The organism is Streptomyces sp. NPDC002788 (assembly GCF_053592115.1).
The window spans coordinates 186,327-202,110 of sequence record NZ_JBSFVB010000010.1 but is presented as its reverse complement, the minus strand read 5'-3'; the positions used below and the strand labels follow the sequence as shown (position 1 = coordinate 202,110).

15 protein-coding genes and 2 pseudogenes are annotated in these 15,784 nt (G+C 70.5%); 9 read left to right on the top strand and 8 right to left on the bottom strand.

Features of this window, described 5'->3' with window-relative positions:
- Positions 1 to 84: 84 nt before the first annotated feature.
- Together ACWD1U_RS20475 and ACWD1U_RS20470 are read right to left on the bottom strand one after the other, a co-directional pair.
- The gene (locus ACWD1U_RS20475; protein ID WP_451109296.1) at positions 85 to 903 is read right to left on the bottom strand and encodes an ABC transporter permease; all 819 of its coding nucleotides are present in this window, start codon (positions 901 to 903) and stop codon (positions 85 to 87) included.
- Positions 900 to 1,859, bottom strand: coding sequence for an ATP-binding cassette domain-containing protein (locus ACWD1U_RS20470; RefSeq protein WP_451109294.1), 960 nt, complete (start codon positions 1,857 to 1,859; stop codon positions 900 to 902). The genes ACWD1U_RS20475 and ACWD1U_RS20470 overlap by 4 nt, the downstream gene beginning before the upstream one ends.
- Before the next feature lie 109 nt (positions 1,860 to 1,968).
- Here ACWD1U_RS20470 and ACWD1U_RS20465 point away from each other — a divergent pair, with 109 nt between their 5' ends.
- Positions 1,969 to 2,742 carry a TetR/AcrR family transcriptional regulator gene (locus ACWD1U_RS20465; protein ID WP_451109293.1) on the top strand — a complete coding sequence of 258 codons (774 nt, stop codon included), beginning with the start codon at positions 1,969 to 1,971 and terminating at the stop codon, positions 2,740 to 2,742.
- Between the two features lie 241 nt (positions 2,743 to 2,983).
- On the opposite strand, the gene ACWD1U_RS20460 is transcribed toward ACWD1U_RS20465, so the two are convergent.
- Positions 2,984 to 3,961, bottom strand: coding sequence for a WD40 repeat domain-containing protein (locus ACWD1U_RS20460; protein ID WP_451109291.1), 978 nt, complete (start codon positions 3,959 to 3,961; stop codon positions 2,984 to 2,986).
- Positions 3,962 to 4,094: 133 nt separating this feature from the next.
- On the opposite strand from ACWD1U_RS20460, the gene ACWD1U_RS20455 reads away from it, so the two are divergent.
- The 4 genes and pseudogenes from ACWD1U_RS20455 to ACWD1U_RS20440 all read left to right on the top strand — a co-directional run bounded on the left by ACWD1U_RS20455 (position 4,095) and on the right by ACWD1U_RS20440 (position 8,338).
- Positions 4,095 to 4,769: an SGNH/GDSL hydrolase family protein gene (locus tag ACWD1U_RS20455; RefSeq protein ID WP_451109289.1), complete on the top strand. Its 675-nt coding sequence runs from the start codon at positions 4,095 to 4,097 to the stop codon at positions 4,767 to 4,769.
- 378 nt (positions 4,770 to 5,147) lie between these two features.
- A pseudogene (locus ACWD1U_RS20450) lies at positions 5,148 to 5,368 on the top strand (IS5/IS1182 family transposase); the annotation flags it as partial.
- A gap of 152 nt (positions 5,369 to 5,520) precedes the next feature.
- Positions 5,521 to 5,928 (top strand): annotated as a pseudogene (locus ACWD1U_RS20445) (transposase); the annotation flags it as partial.
- A 334-nt stretch (positions 5,929 to 6,262) separates the two neighbouring features.
- Positions 6,263 to 8,338 (top strand): PA14 domain-containing protein, encoded by a 2,076-nt coding sequence (locus ACWD1U_RS20440; RefSeq protein WP_451109287.1) that lies wholly within the window; start codon positions 6,263 to 6,265, stop codon positions 8,336 to 8,338.
- Here ACWD1U_RS20440 and ACWD1U_RS20435 read toward each other — a convergent pair.
- Complete coding sequence (locus tag ACWD1U_RS20435; RefSeq protein ID WP_451109285.1) at positions 8,335 to 8,574, bottom strand: hypothetical protein; 240 nt, start codon at positions 8,572 to 8,574, stop codon at positions 8,335 to 8,337. The two genes, ACWD1U_RS20440 and ACWD1U_RS20435, sit on opposite strands and share 4 nt — an antisense overlap.
- 51 nt (positions 8,575 to 8,625) lie before the next feature.
- On the opposite strand from ACWD1U_RS20435, the gene ACWD1U_RS20430 reads away from it, so the two are divergent.
- The gene (locus tag ACWD1U_RS20430; RefSeq protein WP_451109424.1) at positions 8,626 to 9,618 is read left to right on the top strand and encodes an aldo/keto reductase; all 993 of its coding nucleotides are present in this window, start codon (positions 8,626 to 8,628) and stop codon (positions 9,616 to 9,618) included.
- 242 nt (positions 9,619 to 9,860) lie between these two features.
- Here the strand turns inward: ACWD1U_RS20430 and thpR are convergent, their stop codons facing one another.
- From thpR to ACWD1U_RS20415, 3 genes are all read right to left on the bottom strand, one after another.
- On the bottom strand, positions 9,861 to 10,433 hold the full coding sequence (gene thpR, locus ACWD1U_RS20425) for an RNA 2',3'-cyclic phosphodiesterase (RefSeq protein ID WP_451109284.1): 573 nt from the start codon (positions 10,431 to 10,433) through the stop codon (positions 9,861 to 9,863).
- Positions 10,434 to 10,621: 188 nt separating this feature from the next.
- Complete coding sequence (locus ACWD1U_RS20420; RefSeq protein ID WP_451109282.1) at positions 10,622 to 12,022, bottom strand: MFS transporter; 1,401 nt, start codon at positions 12,020 to 12,022, stop codon at positions 10,622 to 10,624.
- 150 nt (positions 12,023 to 12,172) lie between these two features.
- A complete protein-coding gene (locus tag ACWD1U_RS20415) occupies positions 12,173 to 12,610 on the bottom strand; it encodes a MarR family winged helix-turn-helix transcriptional regulator (RefSeq protein WP_451109280.1) in 438 nt (145 codons plus the stop codon).
- Positions 12,611 to 12,766: 156 nt separating this feature from the next.
- Here ACWD1U_RS20415 and ACWD1U_RS20410 point away from each other — a divergent pair, with 156 nt between their 5' ends.
- Positions 12,767 to 12,994: a ribbon-helix-helix protein, CopG family gene (locus tag ACWD1U_RS20410; RefSeq protein ID WP_451109279.1), complete on the top strand. Its 228-nt coding sequence runs from the start codon at positions 12,767 to 12,769 to the stop codon at positions 12,992 to 12,994.
- On the opposite strand, the gene ACWD1U_RS20405 is transcribed toward ACWD1U_RS20410, so the two are convergent.
- A complete protein-coding gene (locus ACWD1U_RS20405) occupies positions 12,964 to 14,415 on the bottom strand; it encodes an NCS2 family permease (protein WP_451109278.1) in 1,452 nt (483 codons plus the stop codon). The genes ACWD1U_RS20410 and ACWD1U_RS20405 overlap by 31 nt on opposite strands.
- A 117-nt stretch (positions 14,416 to 14,532) precedes the next feature.
- Between ACWD1U_RS20405 and ACWD1U_RS20400 the strand changes: the two genes are divergently transcribed.
- Together ACWD1U_RS20400 and ACWD1U_RS20395 are read left to right on the top strand one after the other, a co-directional pair.
- On the top strand, positions 14,533 to 14,811 hold the full coding sequence (locus ACWD1U_RS20400) for a DUF2530 domain-containing protein (protein WP_451109276.1): 279 nt from the start codon (positions 14,533 to 14,535) through the stop codon (positions 14,809 to 14,811).
- 113 nt (positions 14,812 to 14,924) lie between these two features.
- The gene (locus ACWD1U_RS20395; protein WP_451109275.1) at positions 14,925 to 15,770 is read left to right on the top strand and encodes a class I SAM-dependent methyltransferase; all 846 of its coding nucleotides are present in this window, start codon (positions 14,925 to 14,927) and stop codon (positions 15,768 to 15,770) included.
- Positions 15,771 to 15,784: the final 14 nt, after the last annotated feature.

Sequence of the window (15,784 nt, the reverse complement as noted above, 5' to 3'; positions counted from 1 at the left end):
GAGCGCTCCCATAACGCCGCACACCTCCCAGAGAACTGACGCACCATAAGCACGTCAAGACTCCGGGAGGTGCGCGATCGCGCGCTACCGGCTGAGCTTCTGGAACCGCCGCACCGCCAGCGGGAGGAAGACGGCCGTGAGGACCACCGGCCACACTCCGGCCATCAGCAGTGCGTGCTGTTCGACCCAGGTGTCGCCGGTGACCGGCGTGCCGAACAGCTCACGGGTCGCTGCCGCCGTGGAGGAGATCGGGTTCCAGACGGCCACCCAGCCCAGCCAGTCGGGCATGAGCTGCGGGGCGACGAAGATGCTGGAGATCATCGTGAAGGGGAAGGCGATCGCGAAGAGGCCGCCCGCCGCCTCCGGGTTGGGCACGATCAGGCCGAGCCACACACCGATCCAGATCAGCGAGAAGCGCAGCCACAGCAGCAGCCCGAACGCGCCGAGGAATCCCAGGCCGCCGTCCGGTCGCCAGCCCATGGCCAGCGCGGTGAGCATCATGATCGCCAACTCGGCGCAGGCGACGATGAGATCGGTGATGCCGCGCCCGGCCACCACCGCGGATGAGGCCATCGGCATGGAGCGGAAGCGGTCGATGACGCCCTTGGTGGAGTCGTAGACCACGACGGTCGCGGTGTTGATGAAGCCGAACGCCATGGTCATCGCGAACATGCCCGGCATCAGGAAGTCCTTGTAGTCCCCGCCGCCCGGCACCTTCATCGCGCTGCCGAAGACATAGCCGTAGAGCAGCACGGAGAGGATGGGGAAGCCGAGCTGCCAGGCGATGTTGACGGGCTGGCGCTGGTAGTGGGTCAGGCCGCGGCGGACGATGTTCCAGCAGTCGGCGAGCAGCCAGTACGTACCGCTGCGGGTACCCGGCGTGCTCAGGTCGAGGGCACTCACGCGGCGGCCTCCTTCTCGGCCCGGTGTCCGGTCAGGCGCAGGAACACGTCGTCGAGGCTGGGCCTGCGCAGCCCGATGTCCTCGACGCGCACGCCCTCGTCCTGGAGGGTGCGCGCCACTTCGGTGAGCGCCGCGACCCGGTCGGCGACCGGGGCGTGCACCCGCAACTCGCCCTCGTCCGCCTCGGGTTCACCGTCCGCGACCCGGGCGACGCACTTCACCACCCGCGGGATCTCGGACCGCTCGGTGACCACGACCTCGATCCGGTCGCCGCCGACCAGGTTCTTCAGCCCGTCCGGGGTGTCGTCGGCGATGGACCGCCCCTGGTCGATGACGGTGATGCGCGAGGCCAGCTTGTCGGCCTCCTCCAGGTACTGCGTGGTCAGCAGCACGGTCGTGCCGCCCGCCACCAGCGCCCTTACGGAGTCCCAGACTTCGCCCCGGCTGCGGGGGTCCAGTCCGGTCGTCGGCTCGTCGAGGAAGAGGACGGCCGGGGCGAGGATCATCGACGCCGCGAGGTCGAGGCGGCGCCGCATGCCGCCGCTGTACTTGCCGACGCCCCGGTCGGCGGCGTCCGTCAGGTCGAACTGCTCCAGCAACTCGGTCGCCCGGAGCTTGGCGCGCCTGCCGCCCAGATGGAACAGGCGGCCGAACATCTCCAGGTTCTGCCGACCGGTGAGCACCTCGTCGACCGCCGCGTACTGGCCGGTGAGCCCGATGCGGGCCCGCACCTCGCGCGCCCGCCGGACCACGTCCAGCCCGGCGACCGTCGCGCTGCCGCCGTCCAGCCGGATCAGCGTGGACAGGATGCGGACGGCGGTGGTCTTGCCCGCCCCGTTCGGCCCGAGCAGGCCGTGCACCGTACCTTCGCGCACCGCCAGGTCGAAACCGTCGAGGGCACGCTTCTCGCCGTACCGCTTCTCCAACGCCTCGGCCCGCACCGCGTATCCGTCCATGCCGCCCCCTCCCGTGCGCCCGGGCCCCGTCGGCCCCGAACTGAGTACAGCGTACCCGATTACGCGTACGCCGTACTCAATTTTCCGGCGGGCACTTAAGCTGGGCTCCATGACGAGCGGTACGAGTGGCACGGGCGGTACGGAGACCAGTGGCAGCGGCGACATCGCCCGCACTCTCGAACTGCTGTGGGACACCGGCCACCGCCCCAGCCGCGGCCCCAAACCGACCCTGACGCTGGACCGGATCGTGGAAGCAGCCATCCAGGTGGCGGACACCGAGGGGCTGGAGGGCCTCTCCATGCGCCGCGTCGCGGCGGAGCTCGGCACCGGCACCATGTCGCTCTACCGGTACGTGCCCGGCAAGGGCGAGCTGCTCGACCTCATGCTGGACAGGGTGCAGCGCCCCTCCGAGAACCCGGCCGACTCCGGCGACGGCGGCTGGCGGGCCGCCCTGGAGGCACTGGCCCGCGCCACGCTCGCCCTCTATCAACGCCATCCCTGGCTGCTCCAGGTCAACCAGTCCCGGCCGATCCTCGGCCCCAGCGCCCTCGACGGCATGGAGAAGGTGATGACCCTGATCCGCCCCATGGGACTGAGCGACCCCGAGCTGGTCTCCGCGATCATCATGATCGACGGGTATGTCGTCGGGGCCGCGCGTACGCGGCTGTACCAGATCGAGGCCGAACGCCGGACGGGCCTGACGGACGCCGAGTTCTGGCAGGCGCAGGTGCCGGCCCTGGAGAAGGCCATGGCCACGGGCCGCTACCCGGTGATGGCGTCCCTCTCCGAGGACGCCTTCGGCTCGGAGTTCGACCACTTCGAGTTCGGATTGCAGCGGATCCTGGACGGGTTGGAGGTGCTGGTGGCGGCACGCACGGCCTAGGGAGGCGGAGCCGTCACGGTCGGGCCGGGCCGTTGGGACCGGAGGCCGCGTGGGACGCCCCCGGCAGCGCCTTCGCCGAACTTTTCGCCCAGTTCGGCGAGGAGGAACTCGTGGTGATCGAGCGCTACTTGCGCCGCGCCACGGAGGTGGGCTCCGCTCAGACGGCACGGCTGCGTGAGCGGTGGCCCGGGCGGTGTGCGGTAGCCCGGGCGGTGTGCGGTGACCAGGGCGGTGGGCGGTACTACCCGCGCCGCCGTCTCATCCCCCGCAGCGCCAGCACCGTCAGCAGCACGACACCCGCGGCGATCGCCCCCGTCTTCACGTTGCCGCTCAGTCCGTCACCGCCGTTCTCGGACGCGGCCGAACCGCCGCTGCCCGAGGAGGAGTCGGACTCCCCTCCCCCGGGGGCGTCCTGGGGCTCCACGGGACTGTCCGCCCCCTCGGCGCCGTACATGAGCTTCTTGCCGTCGGCGGTGTACGTGACGGACTCCCCCTGCCCGAGGAACGGCACTCCGAGCCGCTCCTTCCGCTTGATCCTGCCGCCGTTCCAGTCGTACGCGATCGCGCCGAAGTAGCTGCGTACGACGACGTGTTCGCCGTCCGGGGAGAGCGTGGCATCGGTGGCCTCCAGGTCGGGGACGGCCGCGATCGGCCGGAAGATGTTCGACCCGGTGGGCGAGAGCCGGGCCGGGCCCTCGTACAGGTGCCCGCCCTTCTCGTTCTTGTCGACGATGTAGACCCGGCCGGTCTTCGGGTGCACGACGAGGGACTCGGCGTCCCGCGCGCCGTCGGAGTACTTCACGACGTACTGCGTGGCCCGGATGGTCTGGTCGCGCAGGTTCTTCGGTTCGGGGAGGCGGTAGATCCAGACGTACGGCCAGGTGCCGCCGAGGTTGTCGCCGATGTCGCCGACGTAGATCTGGTCGTCCGGCCCGATGGAGATGGCCTCGACGTCGCGCGGGCTGCCCACACCGGACATGGTGATCGTGGCGACCGTCTCGCCCGTCGCGCTGTCGACGGCGTAGAGGTACGCCCCGTCGTCGCTGTCGTTGTGCGTCCAGTAGATGCCGGGGTGCTGCCGCGACGCCGCCAGGCCACTGGACTCGGTGATGCGCGGATCCTTGATCGTGAACTTCTCGTCGCCGTCGGCGGCGGACGCGGGCACGGCGAGGGCGCCCGTGAGAAGGGCCGCGGCGAGAAGGGCGAACGGTCTGCGCATGCCCCAAGCGTGCCATCCCGCCGCGGGGTTCATCCGACGGTTCACCAGGAGTGACGGGTCACTGGCGGTGCCCGGCGACCTTCGTGGCCCGACTCACACCCCGTCCGGCGCGCTGATCGTTCATGATGAGCGGATGCTCAGGTTCATGCCCGTCGGTGACTCCATGACGATCGGAAGCACGGGCGAACACACGTGGCGCTACCGGCTGTGGCAGCACCTGTGCCGTTCCTACGGCGGCCCCTTCACCCTCGTCGGCCCCCGCGAGACGCTCTACGACAAGCTCGACGAGGCCCCGACGTCGCACGCGTACGCCGAACCGGACTTCCCGCGCGCCCACCTGGCCGGCTGGGGCGAGGGCTGGCAGCACATGGCGCCGCTGATCGGCGAGGCGGTGCGGTCGTACCGCGCTGACGTGCTCCTGGTCTCCCTCGGCCTGATCGACCTGGGCTTCTACACGAACGCGGAGCAGACCGCCGAGAACGTCCGGGCCTTCACGGCCGAGGCGCGGGCGGCGAACCGGCGGGTGCGGATGGTGTGGTTGCCGGTGACCCCGAACGTACGGGCCGAGACGGACGCGGCCTTCGCCACCGACGTCACCCGCTTCAACGAACTGCTGGCGAAGACGGCCGCCGACCTCGACGAGCCCGGCTCGCCCATCCTCCTGGCCTCGCCCCCGCCGTCGTACGACGTCTCCGCCGACACCTACGACGGCACCCACCCCAACGCCCACGGCGAGCACAAGATCGCGGCTGCCTTCGCGGAGGCGATGTACCAGGCCTGGGACCTGGGCGCACCCTACGAGGAGTGACGCCTACGCCTCGCCGAAGTCCCCGTCCACCTCATCTCCGACCCGTACCAGGGCGTGCCCCCTGTACGCCCGGCCCAAGGACGGCGGCTGCCTCACGAAGACCACGGTCGTCTTCGGCGGGGGCGCCGGCCGCACCGTCACGGACCTCGGCCTCACCGTCGAGACCGACGAGTTCCCCGTGGCTGACGACGGTTCGTCAGAAACCCACGTCAGCAGGCCGACGACCCGGCGGCCGCCGCACCCCACTCGCCCGTTCATGCGCATAAGGGCGACCGGCAGTAGGCGTGCACCGAGGGTCGGAGGGTGCCCCGAACGAAGAGCAGGCACGAGCTTCGGTGATCATGGAGCTCTCTACGCTCAGTGATCACCGGAGGGCTCGTGCCTGTTCTGCCCTCGTGCCTGCTCGACCCCCTGTCGGACCAATTCGCGGTGCTGCTGCCCGAGCACGTGGACACCCACCCGCTGGGCTGCCACAACCCGCGCATCCCCGACCGGATCGTGTTCGAGCACATGATCGCCGCCCTGGTGCACGGGAGCGGCTACGAGCGCACGCCGGGCCCGGCTGTTCGGACCGCACCATCCGACGGCGCCTCACATACTGAGCTGAGCTGGGGATATCCGCGCAGGTCCACGCACTAGCTGTATGAGGCCATGACGTTGGTGACACGTCGATCGAGGGCTGCGGCGGGTGGTCGACCGGCGGCTGATCGTGACGCCAGTCTGGTTGAGTTCGAAGGACCCGCAACCACTAGCGCTGCGGGCGTACGACCGCATGATCGGCCTGGAGCTCGGCGAGCTGTCCGTGGACGGCTGCATCACCAAGGCGCCCAGCGGCGGCGAGGCCGCCGGACGCTCCCCGGTGGACCGGGGCAAGCAGGGCCTGAAGCGCTCGGTGGCCTCCGAGGCCCGCGGCGTCCCACTCGGCCTGGTCTCAGCCGGGGCCAACCGGCACGACTCGCCCCCTGCTGGTGCCGACCCTGGAAGCCGCGAGACCCAGGTTGGGCCGCCGCCCGAGCAGGTAAACGTCAACCTGGACCGCGGCTACGACAGCGACAAGACCTGTTGTGCACTGGCAGAACTCGGCTTCACCGGCGAGATCGCCCGCAAGGGCGTGTCCGCCCCAATCCAGGCCGGCACGAGGTGGGTGATCGAGCGGGCACTGCCACGCGGGCCCGAGGGCACCCTCACGCACCCCGTGTGAACGGGGCGCACGCGCCCGTGGCACGCGCACTCTTCCCGTGCGCCCCGGCAGGAGTGGACGGGGCCCCAGCCCCGCACAGGATGACGGTCCCCGTGCGGCAGCGGGTCGCCGGCCTCACCCAGCCCTTGTACGGCGGCCTATGGCGTACCCGTACGGACACGACACCCGCCCCCACGTCATATGTGCGGGACGCCACACCCGAAACCCGCACAACCACCCGCCCTTCCCGAAGGTCTGGGTCGGCGGTGGGAAGACACCGTCTTCCCACCGCCGACCCAGAACGAAGGAAGGCATGAACCGAGCCACTCGTGCGTCCGCCCTCGCCGCGACCACCGTCCTCGCGACGACCGGGGCCCTGCTCACATGCACGTCCGCCGCCGGTGCCGCCACGGCGACCGTGACCTGTAAGTCGCCCGTCTTCAAACGGCAGTTCTACGCGAACACGACCTTCTCCGGTACGCCGAAGAAGACCGACTGCGATTCGAAGATCGATCAGAACTGGGGCACCGGCGCCCCCGCCGCCGGGCTGCCCAGCAACTACTTCGGCGTGCGCTGGACGGTCACCCGGGACTTCGGCTCCGGCGGTCCGTTCTCGATCCCCGTCGCGACCCGCGACGGCCTGCGTGTCTACCTCGACGGCACGCGCAAGGTCGACATCTGGAAGAACGTCTCGACGACCCAGACGAAGACCGTCAACATCACCATCCCGTCCGGGACGCACACCCTCCGCTTCGACTTCGTCAACTGGACGGGCGCCGCGAACGTCAAGGCGGACTACCTGCCCCGCACGTCCGCCACCGTCGACACGGTCAAGCCCCTCGTGCCCACCGGCACCTCCCTCACGTACGACTCCTCGTACCAGGCCAACTTCAGATGGACGGCCAACAAGGAGATGGACCTCGCGGGCTACCGCGTGTACCGCCGGCTCCAGGGCACCTCGTACGGCACCAAGCCGCTGGCCACGACGACCTCCACCTCGTACACGGACACCACGCTGCCGAAGAACGGCGCGGTCTACTACTACGAGGTCCGCGCCTACGACAAGGCGGGCAACGAGTCCGCGGGTACGGCGGACAAGTCCGTCACCACCGTCGACAAGAGCGCTCCCGCGGCGCCGACGGGGCTCGACGGCGACTGGAAGCCCGACTACTCCGAGAAGGTCGGCCTCTCCTGGTACGCGAACACCGAGGCGGACCTCGCCGGGTACAACGTGTACCGCTCCACCACCGGCAGGCCGGTCGCACTCACCGCGGCGAACCGGCAGAACGGCGACAGTCCGCTCACCGGCACCTGGTTCGAGCAGCCGCTGCCGCAGACCGGGGACACGTACTACTACGTCGTCACGGCGGTCGACACGCACGGCAACGAGTCGGCGGCTTCCGGCACGGCGGAGTTCTACACGCGGGACAAGACGGGCCCCGTGGACACCGCGCACAACGCGACGGCGGTCGAGGACGAGCGCGGGGTCACGCTGACCTGGGACAAGTCGGAGGTCACCAGCGAGGACTTCGTCGGGTACACGGTCCTGCGCTACAACAAGCCGCGCACGGAGAGCGGGCGCACGGTCGTGCAGGTCGCCAAGGACATCCAGGGCACGTCCTTCACGGACGCGGCCCCGCCGCCGGGCGCCACGTACTACTACACGGTCGTGGCCGTGGACGACGCGGGGAACGGGGGCCCTCCCTCGGTCGAGATGCCGGTCGCCGTCGCGGGGAACAGCACCCCGCCGCCCCCGGTGACGGGCCTGACCGCCACCGCCCGGGAGAACGGCGTCTCGCTGAGCTGGGACGCCAGTGACGACCCCGGTCTCGACCACTACCGCATCATCCGGGGCACCCTCGTCGACGGCGAGTGGGTCCACAAGCCGCTCATCGACGCCTGGACCCTCAAGCCCAAGGAGTTCACGGAGACCCACCACCTCGACCGTATGGCCGCCGACGGTGAGCAGTTCCGCTACAGCGTCATCGCCGTCGACCAGTACGGCAACCAGCTCACCGTCGAGACCGGGGCCCCCGTCCAGGACGTCACCGAGCTCGACCTGCGCCCCGACGCCGACGCGGGCCCCGCCGTGGGCGACACCCCGATCGGCCACCTCTACGGCGACGTGAACGGCTGGGTCGCCTGGTGGCTGGGCAGCGACACGGGCGCCAACGGCAGCAAAGTGACCGGCTTCACCGTCTACCGCTGGAACCGGTCGACCCACGTCTTCGACAAGGTTGACGTCCAGACGCGCGGTGACAGCGCCACTTGGTCGTACGTGGACACCGCCCGGCCCAAGGGAACGACCACGTACTACCGCGTGACGGCCACCCTCGCGGACGGCACGGAGACGGCCGCCCGCGAGATGGCGTTCGCCTCGGAGAACTAGCTCCCGCCAGGGGAAGCAGTGGAGGCGCCCGGCCGGAGTTCCCGGCCGGGCGCCTCCCTGTTTTTGTGCCGCTGTATGCGCCAGAGCGAGCCGCGGGCCGCTGCCTCGACGAAGTCCGAGAACGCCTTCGGCGTCACCTCGAAGGCGGCCGCGCCCCCGCCGTGCGCGTCCCCGCGGTTCCGGTCGATCGTGGCGGGCGGCCCGGACGGCCGCATGGAGAACGTGAGCGCGCTCACTCGGGGTTCGTGCTTGCCTGGAGCGCACTTCAAGACGTTGGCTTGGACACCATGAAGTACACGCAGCTCGGACGCACGGGACTCAAGGTCAGCCGGCTCGTCCTCGGCACCATGAACTTCGGCCCGCAGACCGACGAGGCCGACAGCCACGCCATCATGGACGCGGCGCTGGACGCGGGCATCAACTTCTTCGACACGGCCAACGTCTACGGCTGGGGCGAGAACAAGGGCCGCACCGAAAGCATCATCGGCAACTGGTTCGCCAAGGGCGAGGGACGGCGCGACAAGGTCGTCCTCGCCACGAAGGTGTACGGCAACATGGGCGCCGACGGCCCGGCCTGGCCGAACCACGACAAGCTCTCCGCGCTCAACATCCGGCGCGCGGTCGACGCCAGCCTGAAGCGCCTGCAGACCGACTACATCGACGTCTACCAGTTCCACCACGTCGACCGGGACACGCCCTTCGAGGAGATCTGGCAGGCGATCGACGTCCTGGTCCAGCAGGGCAAGATCCTCTACGTCGGGTCGTCGAACTTCCCCGGCTACAAGATCGCCCAGGCCAACGAGATCGCCGCCCGGCGCGGCGGGACCATCGGGCTGGTCAGCGAGCAGTGCCTGTACAACCTCGCCGAGCGGCGCGCCGAGATGGAGGTCGTCCCGGCCGCGCAGGAGTACGGGCTCGGCGTCATCCCGTGGTCGCCGCTGCACGGCGGTCTGCTGGGCGGTGTCCTCAAGAAGGAGGTCGAGGGCAAGCGCCGCGCCTCGGGCCGCGCGGCCGACGCGCTCGCCGACGCCGACACCCGCGCGCAGATCCAGTCCTACGAGGATCTGCTCGACAAGCACGGCGTCGAGCCCGGCGAGGCCGCCCTGGCCTGGCTGCTCACCCGCCCCGGCGTGACCGGCCCGATCGTCGGCCCGCGCACCGCCGAGCAGCTCGCCTCCGCGGTCCGCGCCGCCGAGCTGGAGCTGTCCGATGAGCTCCTGACCGGCCTGGACGAGATCTTCCCGGGGCCGGGTCCGTCCCCGGAGGCCTTCGCCTGGTGACGCCCTGAAGGGGGCGGGGGGCTGTGTCGAGGTGCGGCTGTGCCACGAGGGGGTCCCCCTGTTCGAGCGAAGCCGAGAACGTGGGGGAGCGACTGGCCCCCACCGGCCGGCAGCCGGACAGCAGCGGGCAGTCCCCCCGCCCCTACCTGCCGAGTGCGGCGGCCAAGGCGACGACGAGGAACATCAGCACGAGCACACCGGCCATGATCCGGTTACGGGTTTTCGGGTCCACGGCACCGAGCCTAACCGGCGCCGCCGAGCGCCCACCGACCGACCGCCTCGTACCGGGGCTGCTCCCCCGCCACCCCCGACACCGGGAGATCGCTCCGCACCAGCGCCAGCTCGTCCACCGTCCAGGTCCGGCCCGTGAATCCGGCCAGGGCGTCCAGATACGCCCGCACGTCCCGCGCCTCGCGGCTCCGCGCCACCGTCAGGTGGGCCTTGTACCGGCGGTGCTCCCCCATCGGCACCCCCGCCTTCCGCGCCGCCGCCTCCGCCCGCTCGGCCAGCAGCCGCAGGGTCGCCAGATCACCTTCGGCCCCGGCCCACAGCGCCTTGCCGTGACCGAACTGGCCCCCGCCGCGCACGGCCAGCGAGAACGGATCGGTACGGTGCGCGGCGCGCTCCAGCCGGGCCGACAGCCCGGGGACCAGGCCGTCGTCGACCTCACCGTAGAAGGCGAGCGTGAAGTGCCAGCCGGGGCGCCCGGTCCAGCGCATCCCGTCGGCCCCGGGCAGTTCGCGCAACTCGTCGACCAGGGAAGCGAGTTCACGACGCACCTCGTCTGGGGGCAGTACGGCGGCGAAGAGTCTCATGGGTCCAGCCTGGCACCATGAGGGGACCAGGGTGTGTCCCGGTCACCGTGCGTACCGTTGTACTGCGCGGCCGAGTCCGGTCACGGGGAGCGGCCGGGGAGGAGCGCCACGATGACCGTCCTCGCACGACCGGCACCGTCGTCGGGCTCGTCCTGAAGACCGGCGGGTTTCGCCGCGGCTGAACCCCGCTACGCCGCCGGGGCCAGTTCCTCCCGCTGCTCCCGCGGCACGAACCGCACCTTCGGATGCCCGTGGTGCCAGCCCACCGACAGGCGGAGGTTGCCGACCCGGGCCAGGATCAGGCCGATCACGGCCGCGGCGATCGCCGCCACCGCGCCGCCGGTCGCGAGGCCGGCCCGCGCCCCGTACGTGTCCGTGATCCAGCCGACGATCGGGGCGCCGACCGGGGAGCCGCCGAGGAAGATCATCATGTAGAGGGCCATGACCCGTCCGCGCATGGCCGGGTCGGTGGCCATCTGGATGCTGGTGTTGGTGGTGACGTTGACCGTCATGCCGAACAGACCCAGCGGGACCATGAGCAGCGCGAACATCCACAGGGCCGGGGTCGTCGCCGCCAGGATCTCCAGGGCGCCGAAGGCCATGGCCGCCACGATCAGCAGCCGCAGCCGGGCCGTGCCGCGCCGCGCCGCGAGCAGCGCGCCCGCGACCGAGCCGACCGCCATCAGCGTGTTGAACATGCTGTAGGCGCCCGCGCCCGCGTGGAACACGTCGTCCGCGAAGGCCGAGAGGTAGACGGGGAAGTTGAAGGCGAACGTGCCGACGAAGCCGACCAGCACGATCGGCCAGATCAGCTCGGGGCGTCCGGTGACGTAGCGCACGCCCTCCCGCAGCTGCCCCTTGCCGCGCGGGGTGCGCTCGACGACGTGCAGCTCGCGGGCGCGCATCAGCAGCAGGCCGGTGAGCGGCGCGATGAAGGACAGGCCGTTGAAGAGGAAGGCGTAGCCGGTGCCGACGCCGGTGATCAGTAGGCCCGCGACGGCCGGGCCTACCAGGCGGGCGGACTGGAAGTTCGCCGAGTTCAGGCTGACCGCGTTCTGCAGCTGGCCAGGGCCGACCAGCTCGGAGACGAAGGACTGCCGGGCCGGGTTGTCGACGACCGTGGCGAGACCTACCACGAAGGCGGCGACGTACACGTGCCACAGCTGGACATGTCCGGTGAGTGTGAGGACGGCCAGGGCGATCGCCGTGAGCGCCATCGACGACTGCGTCACCAGCAGCGCGGGCCGCTTGCGCAGCCGGTCGACCAGGACACCGCCGTAGAGGCCGAAGAGCAGCATCGGCAGGAACTGCAGCGCGGTCGTGATGCCGACGGCGGCGGAGGAGCCGGTGAGGCTGAGCACCAGCCAGTCCTGGGCGATGCGCTGCATCCAGGTGCCGATGTTGGAGACGACCTGCCCCATGAAGAACAGGCGGTAATTCCGCACCCTCAGGGAGGAGAACATCGACGACTTGCGGGTCGGCCGGGCGCCATCGGAGGCGGGTGCGTCGGAGGTGGGTGCGTCGGAGGTGGGCGGGGAGTCGTGGGGGTCAGGTGCGGGGGCGGAAGCTGTTCCGGGTCCCGAACTCAAAGGGTTCGCCTCCTCTTTCATTGCTCGTTCGCCTTCGGGACGCCGGAGCCGATGTCGAGGGGCCGACCGTGCTCACCCCTGCGGGCCGTTGCACGCTCGGCCCCTCGACATCGGCGCGGGCCCTAAGGCTCACTCGCGGCGACGTACGGCTTACAGATGCGCGAGCTTCTCCAGCACGGGGGCGGCGGCGCGCAGTTTCGCCCACTCGTCCTCGTCGAGGTTCTCCACCAGCGAGGCCAGGAACGCGTTCCGCTTGGCGCGGCTCTCCTCGAGCATCGCTTCGGCCTGCTCGGTGCGCGTGACGACCTTCTGGCGCCGGTCCTCGGGGTGCGGCTCCAGCCGGACCAGCCCCTTGGCCTCCAGCAGCGCCACGATGCGGGTCATCGACGGCGGCTGGACGTGCTCCTTGCGGGCGAGTTCGCCCGGGGTGGCCCGGCCGCAGAGAGACAGGGTGCCGAGCACCGACATCTCGGTCGGGCTGAGCGACTCGTCGACCCGCTGGTGCTTGAGCCGACGGGACAGCCGCATCACGGCGGAGCGGAGGGAGTTCACGGCGGCCACATCGTCGCCATGGTTGAGGTCCGGCATGTTCTTTAGCGTAACTCATTACTCTCGCTAAGGACCAGTCGGGACACACCGGAAGGTTCCGTGACGCCCGCCACTGAACCGTGACGTCACTCATATGAGTGATCCGGTGGCGGAACGCGACACACCGCACCGAATGCTGCCGCGACCCTCATGGTCATGGGGACCAGCGTGCTCAGCCTGCGAATAGACCACGTCCTGCTCGAACGGCTCCGGCACCATGCCGCGAAAAGAGGAATGAGCGTCCAGGACTATGTCGTCCGGACGCTCATCCGAGATGACTTCGACGAACGGTTCCAGACCGCCGTCGAGGAGACGGAGAGGTTCTACGGGGCGCCCGACTCCGGCGACGAGGATCAGGTCAGGCCCAGCGCCGGCATCAGGTAGTAGAAGCCGAACACCGCCGCCACCGCGTACATCGCCGTCGGCACTTCCCGGCCCCGTCCGGCCGCCAGGCGCAGCACCACGAAGGTGATGAAGCCCATGCCGATGCCGTTGGTGATCGAGTACGTGAACGGCATCATCAGCATCGTCACGAAGGCCGGGATGGCGATCGTGTGGTCCGCCCAGTCGATCTCCCTGACCGAGCCGGCCAGGATCAGGAAGCCGACCGCGACCAGGGCCGGGGTGGCCGCCTGGGAGGGCACCATCGTGGCGACCGGCGTCAGGAAGAGGGCAGCGGCGAAGAGACCGCCGGTGACGACGTTCGCGAGGCCGGTGCGCGCACCCTCGCCGACACCGGCCGTGGACTCGACGAAGGCGGTGGTCGCCGAGGAGGAACTGGCACCGCCGGCGGCGACCGCGAGGCCGTCGACGAACAGCACCTTGTTGATGCCGGGCATCTGGCCCTGCGCGTCGGTCAGCTTCGCCTCGTCGGAGACGCCCATGATCGTGCCCATCGCGTCGAAGAAGCACGACAGCAGCACGGTGAAGACGAACAGCACCCCGGTCAGCACGCCGACCTTGTCGAAGCCGCCGAACAGGCTGACCTGGCCGACCAGCCCGAAGTCGGGGGCGGCGACCGGGTTGCCGGGCCACTTCGGGGTGGTCAGACCCCAGCTCGGCACCTTGGCCACGGCCTCGATGACCACGGCCACGACGGTCATGGCGACGATCGAGATCAGGATCGCGCCGGAGACCTTGCGCACGATCAGGGCGAGCGTGAGCAGCACACCCAGGACGAACACCAGCACCGGCCAGCCGTTGAGGTGGCCGGTGCCGCCGAGCTGCAGCGGGACGGTGGTCTGGGCGACGTCCGGGATCCGGGAGACGAAGCCCGCGTCCACCAGCCCGATCAGCATGATGAACAGGCCGATGCCGATGGAGATGGCCTTGCGCAGCCCGTAGGGCACGGCGTTCATGACGCGCTCGCGCAGGCCCGTGGCGACCAGCAGCATCACCACGAAGCCGGCGAGGACCACCATGCCCATCGCGTCCGGCCAGGACATGCGCGGAGCGAGCTGGAGGGCGACGACCGAGTTCACGCCGAGGCCGGCGGCGAGCGCGATCGGGACGTTGCCGATGACGCCCATGAGGAGGGTGGTGAGCGCTGCGGTGAGGGCCGTCGCGGTGACCAGCTGACCGTTGTCGAGCTGGTGACCGTACATGTCCTTCGCGCTGCCGAGGATGATCGGGTTCAGCACGATGATGTAGGCCATCGCGAAGAAGGTGGCGAGACCGCCCCGGACCTCGCGGGACAGCGTGCTGCCCCGCTCGGAGATCCGGAAGAAGCGGTCAAGCGCGCCGTACGTGGGCCCGGCTCCCGGCTGTTCAGGGGCGGGGACCTTGGCGGGAGCCGAGGAGGACATGTGTTTGGTGTTTCCTACGAAGAGAAGCGGTCAGACACAAACCGTTTCAGTATGAACATATAAGGTCCCGATCGCACATCTCCGCGCGTAGACCCGATCGCCTCGTAAGCTGTCCCCATGGCGAAGTGGACCCCCCGACACGAGGCGCCGGAGCCCCTGGAGGGCCCCGTGGTCGCCACCATCACCGGCGGCACGATTGCGTGGTTCGTCCTCTTCCTGGTCCAGCTCCCCTTCTACGGCTGGTTCGACGACCACGGCCACACGTGGTGGCTGTGGACCTGCCTGGCCGGCGGCGGGCTCGGCTTCATCGGCATCTGGTACGTCCGCAGGCGCGATGCCGCGCTCAAGCGGGCCGCCGCCGCGTCGGACCCCACGGCCACCGGCTCCGCCCCCTGAGGTGCCGCGCCCGGCGAGACACCGCCCCGCCCCGTCCCTACGCTCGAGGGAGGCGGCGAAACGCTCGGAACCCGTCGCGCGTCACCGCCGCCCGACCGGTGAGGAGCGCAGCCATGACGATGCGGAACGACGCGGTCGAGGCCGACCGGGCGCTGAAGGCCAAGCACCGGGCGATGTGGGCCCAGGGCGACTACCCCTCCCTGGCCGCCGAGGTCATCCCCGAGCTGGGACCGGTCCTGGTCGAGGCGTGCGGGGTGCGCCCCGGCCTGCGCGTGCTGGACGTCGGCGCCGGCTCCGGCAACGCCGCGATCCCCGCGGCCCTGGCCGGTGCGGACGTCATCGCCTCCGACCTGACCCCCGAGCTGTTCGAGGCCGGCCGGCGGGTGGCCGAGAAGCAGGACGCGCGGCTCACCTGGCAGGAGGCCGACGCCGAGGCCCTGCCCTTCGATGACGCGGAATTCGACACCGTGCTGTCCTGCGTCGGCGTCATGTTCGCCCCGCACCACCAGCAGGCCGCCGACGAACTCGTCCGGGTCTGCCGACCGGGCGGCACCATCGGGCTGCTGAGCTGGACGCCCCAGGGGTTCATCGGCCGGATGTTCGCCGTGATGAAGCCCTACGCGCCCCCGCCCCCGCCGGGCGCCCAGCCGCCCCCGCTGTGGGGGGACGAGGAGCATGTGCGCACCCTCTTCGGCGACCGGGTCACGGACGTCAGCGCCGAGCGCCGCACGGTCAGGATCGACCGCTTCGAGACGCCCGAGGCGTTCCGCGACTACTTCAAGGAGCGCTACGGCCCGACCATCTCCGTCTACAAGAACATCGCCGGCGAGCCCGACCGCGCCGCCGCCCTGGACCGCGACCTGGTGGCCCTCGCCCGCGACGGCGACCTGGGAACGGGGCCGGGCGGGACGGTCCTGGAGTGGGAGTACCTGCTGTTCACCGCCCGCCGGGCCGGCTGACACCGGGCAGGGGC

What these genes read in the sequence shown, in the direction of transcription:
- ACWD1U_RS20470 (WP_451109294.1), bottom strand. Translation starts at nt 1,859, where the DNA reads ATGGACGGATACGCGGTGCGGGCCGAGGCGTTGGAGAAGCGGTACGGC.
- ACWD1U_RS20440 (WP_451109287.1), top strand. Translation starts at nt 6,263, where the DNA reads ATGAACCGAGCCACTCGTGCGTCCGCCCTCGCCGCGACCACCGTCCTC.
- ACWD1U_RS20430 (WP_451109424.1), top strand. Translation starts at nt 8,626, where the DNA reads ATGAAGTACACGCAGCTCGGACGCACGGGACTCAAGGTCAGCCGGCTC.
- ACWD1U_RS20455 (WP_451109289.1), top strand. Translation starts at nt 4,095, where the DNA reads ATGCTCAGGTTCATGCCCGTCGGTGACTCCATGACGATCGGAAGCACG.
- thpR (WP_451109284.1), bottom strand. Translation starts at nt 10,433, where the DNA reads ATGAGACTCTTCGCCGCCGTACTGCCCCCAGACGAGGTGCGTCGTGAA.
- ACWD1U_RS20400 (WP_451109276.1), top strand. Translation starts at nt 14,533, where the DNA reads ATGGCGAAGTGGACCCCCCGACACGAGGCGCCGGAGCCCCTGGAGGGC.
- ACWD1U_RS20405 (WP_451109278.1), bottom strand. Translation starts at nt 14,415, where the DNA reads ATGTCCTCCTCGGCTCCCGCCAAGGTCCCCGCCCCTGAACAGCCGGGA.
- ACWD1U_RS20395 (WP_451109275.1), top strand. Translation starts at nt 14,925, where the DNA reads ATGACGATGCGGAACGACGCGGTCGAGGCCGACCGGGCGCTGAAGGCC.
- ACWD1U_RS20460 (WP_451109291.1), bottom strand. Translation starts at nt 3,961, where the DNA reads ATGCGCAGACCGTTCGCCCTTCTCGCCGCGGCCCTTCTCACGGGCGCC.
- ACWD1U_RS20410 (WP_451109279.1), top strand. Translation starts at nt 12,767, where the DNA reads ATGGGGACCAGCGTGCTCAGCCTGCGAATAGACCACGTCCTGCTCGAA.
- ACWD1U_RS20415 (WP_451109280.1), bottom strand. Translation starts at nt 12,610, where the DNA reads ATGCCGGACCTCAACCATGGCGACGATGTGGCCGCCGTGAACTCCCTC.
- ACWD1U_RS20465 (WP_451109293.1), top strand. Translation starts at nt 1,969, where the DNA reads ATGACGAGCGGTACGAGTGGCACGGGCGGTACGGAGACCAGTGGCAGC.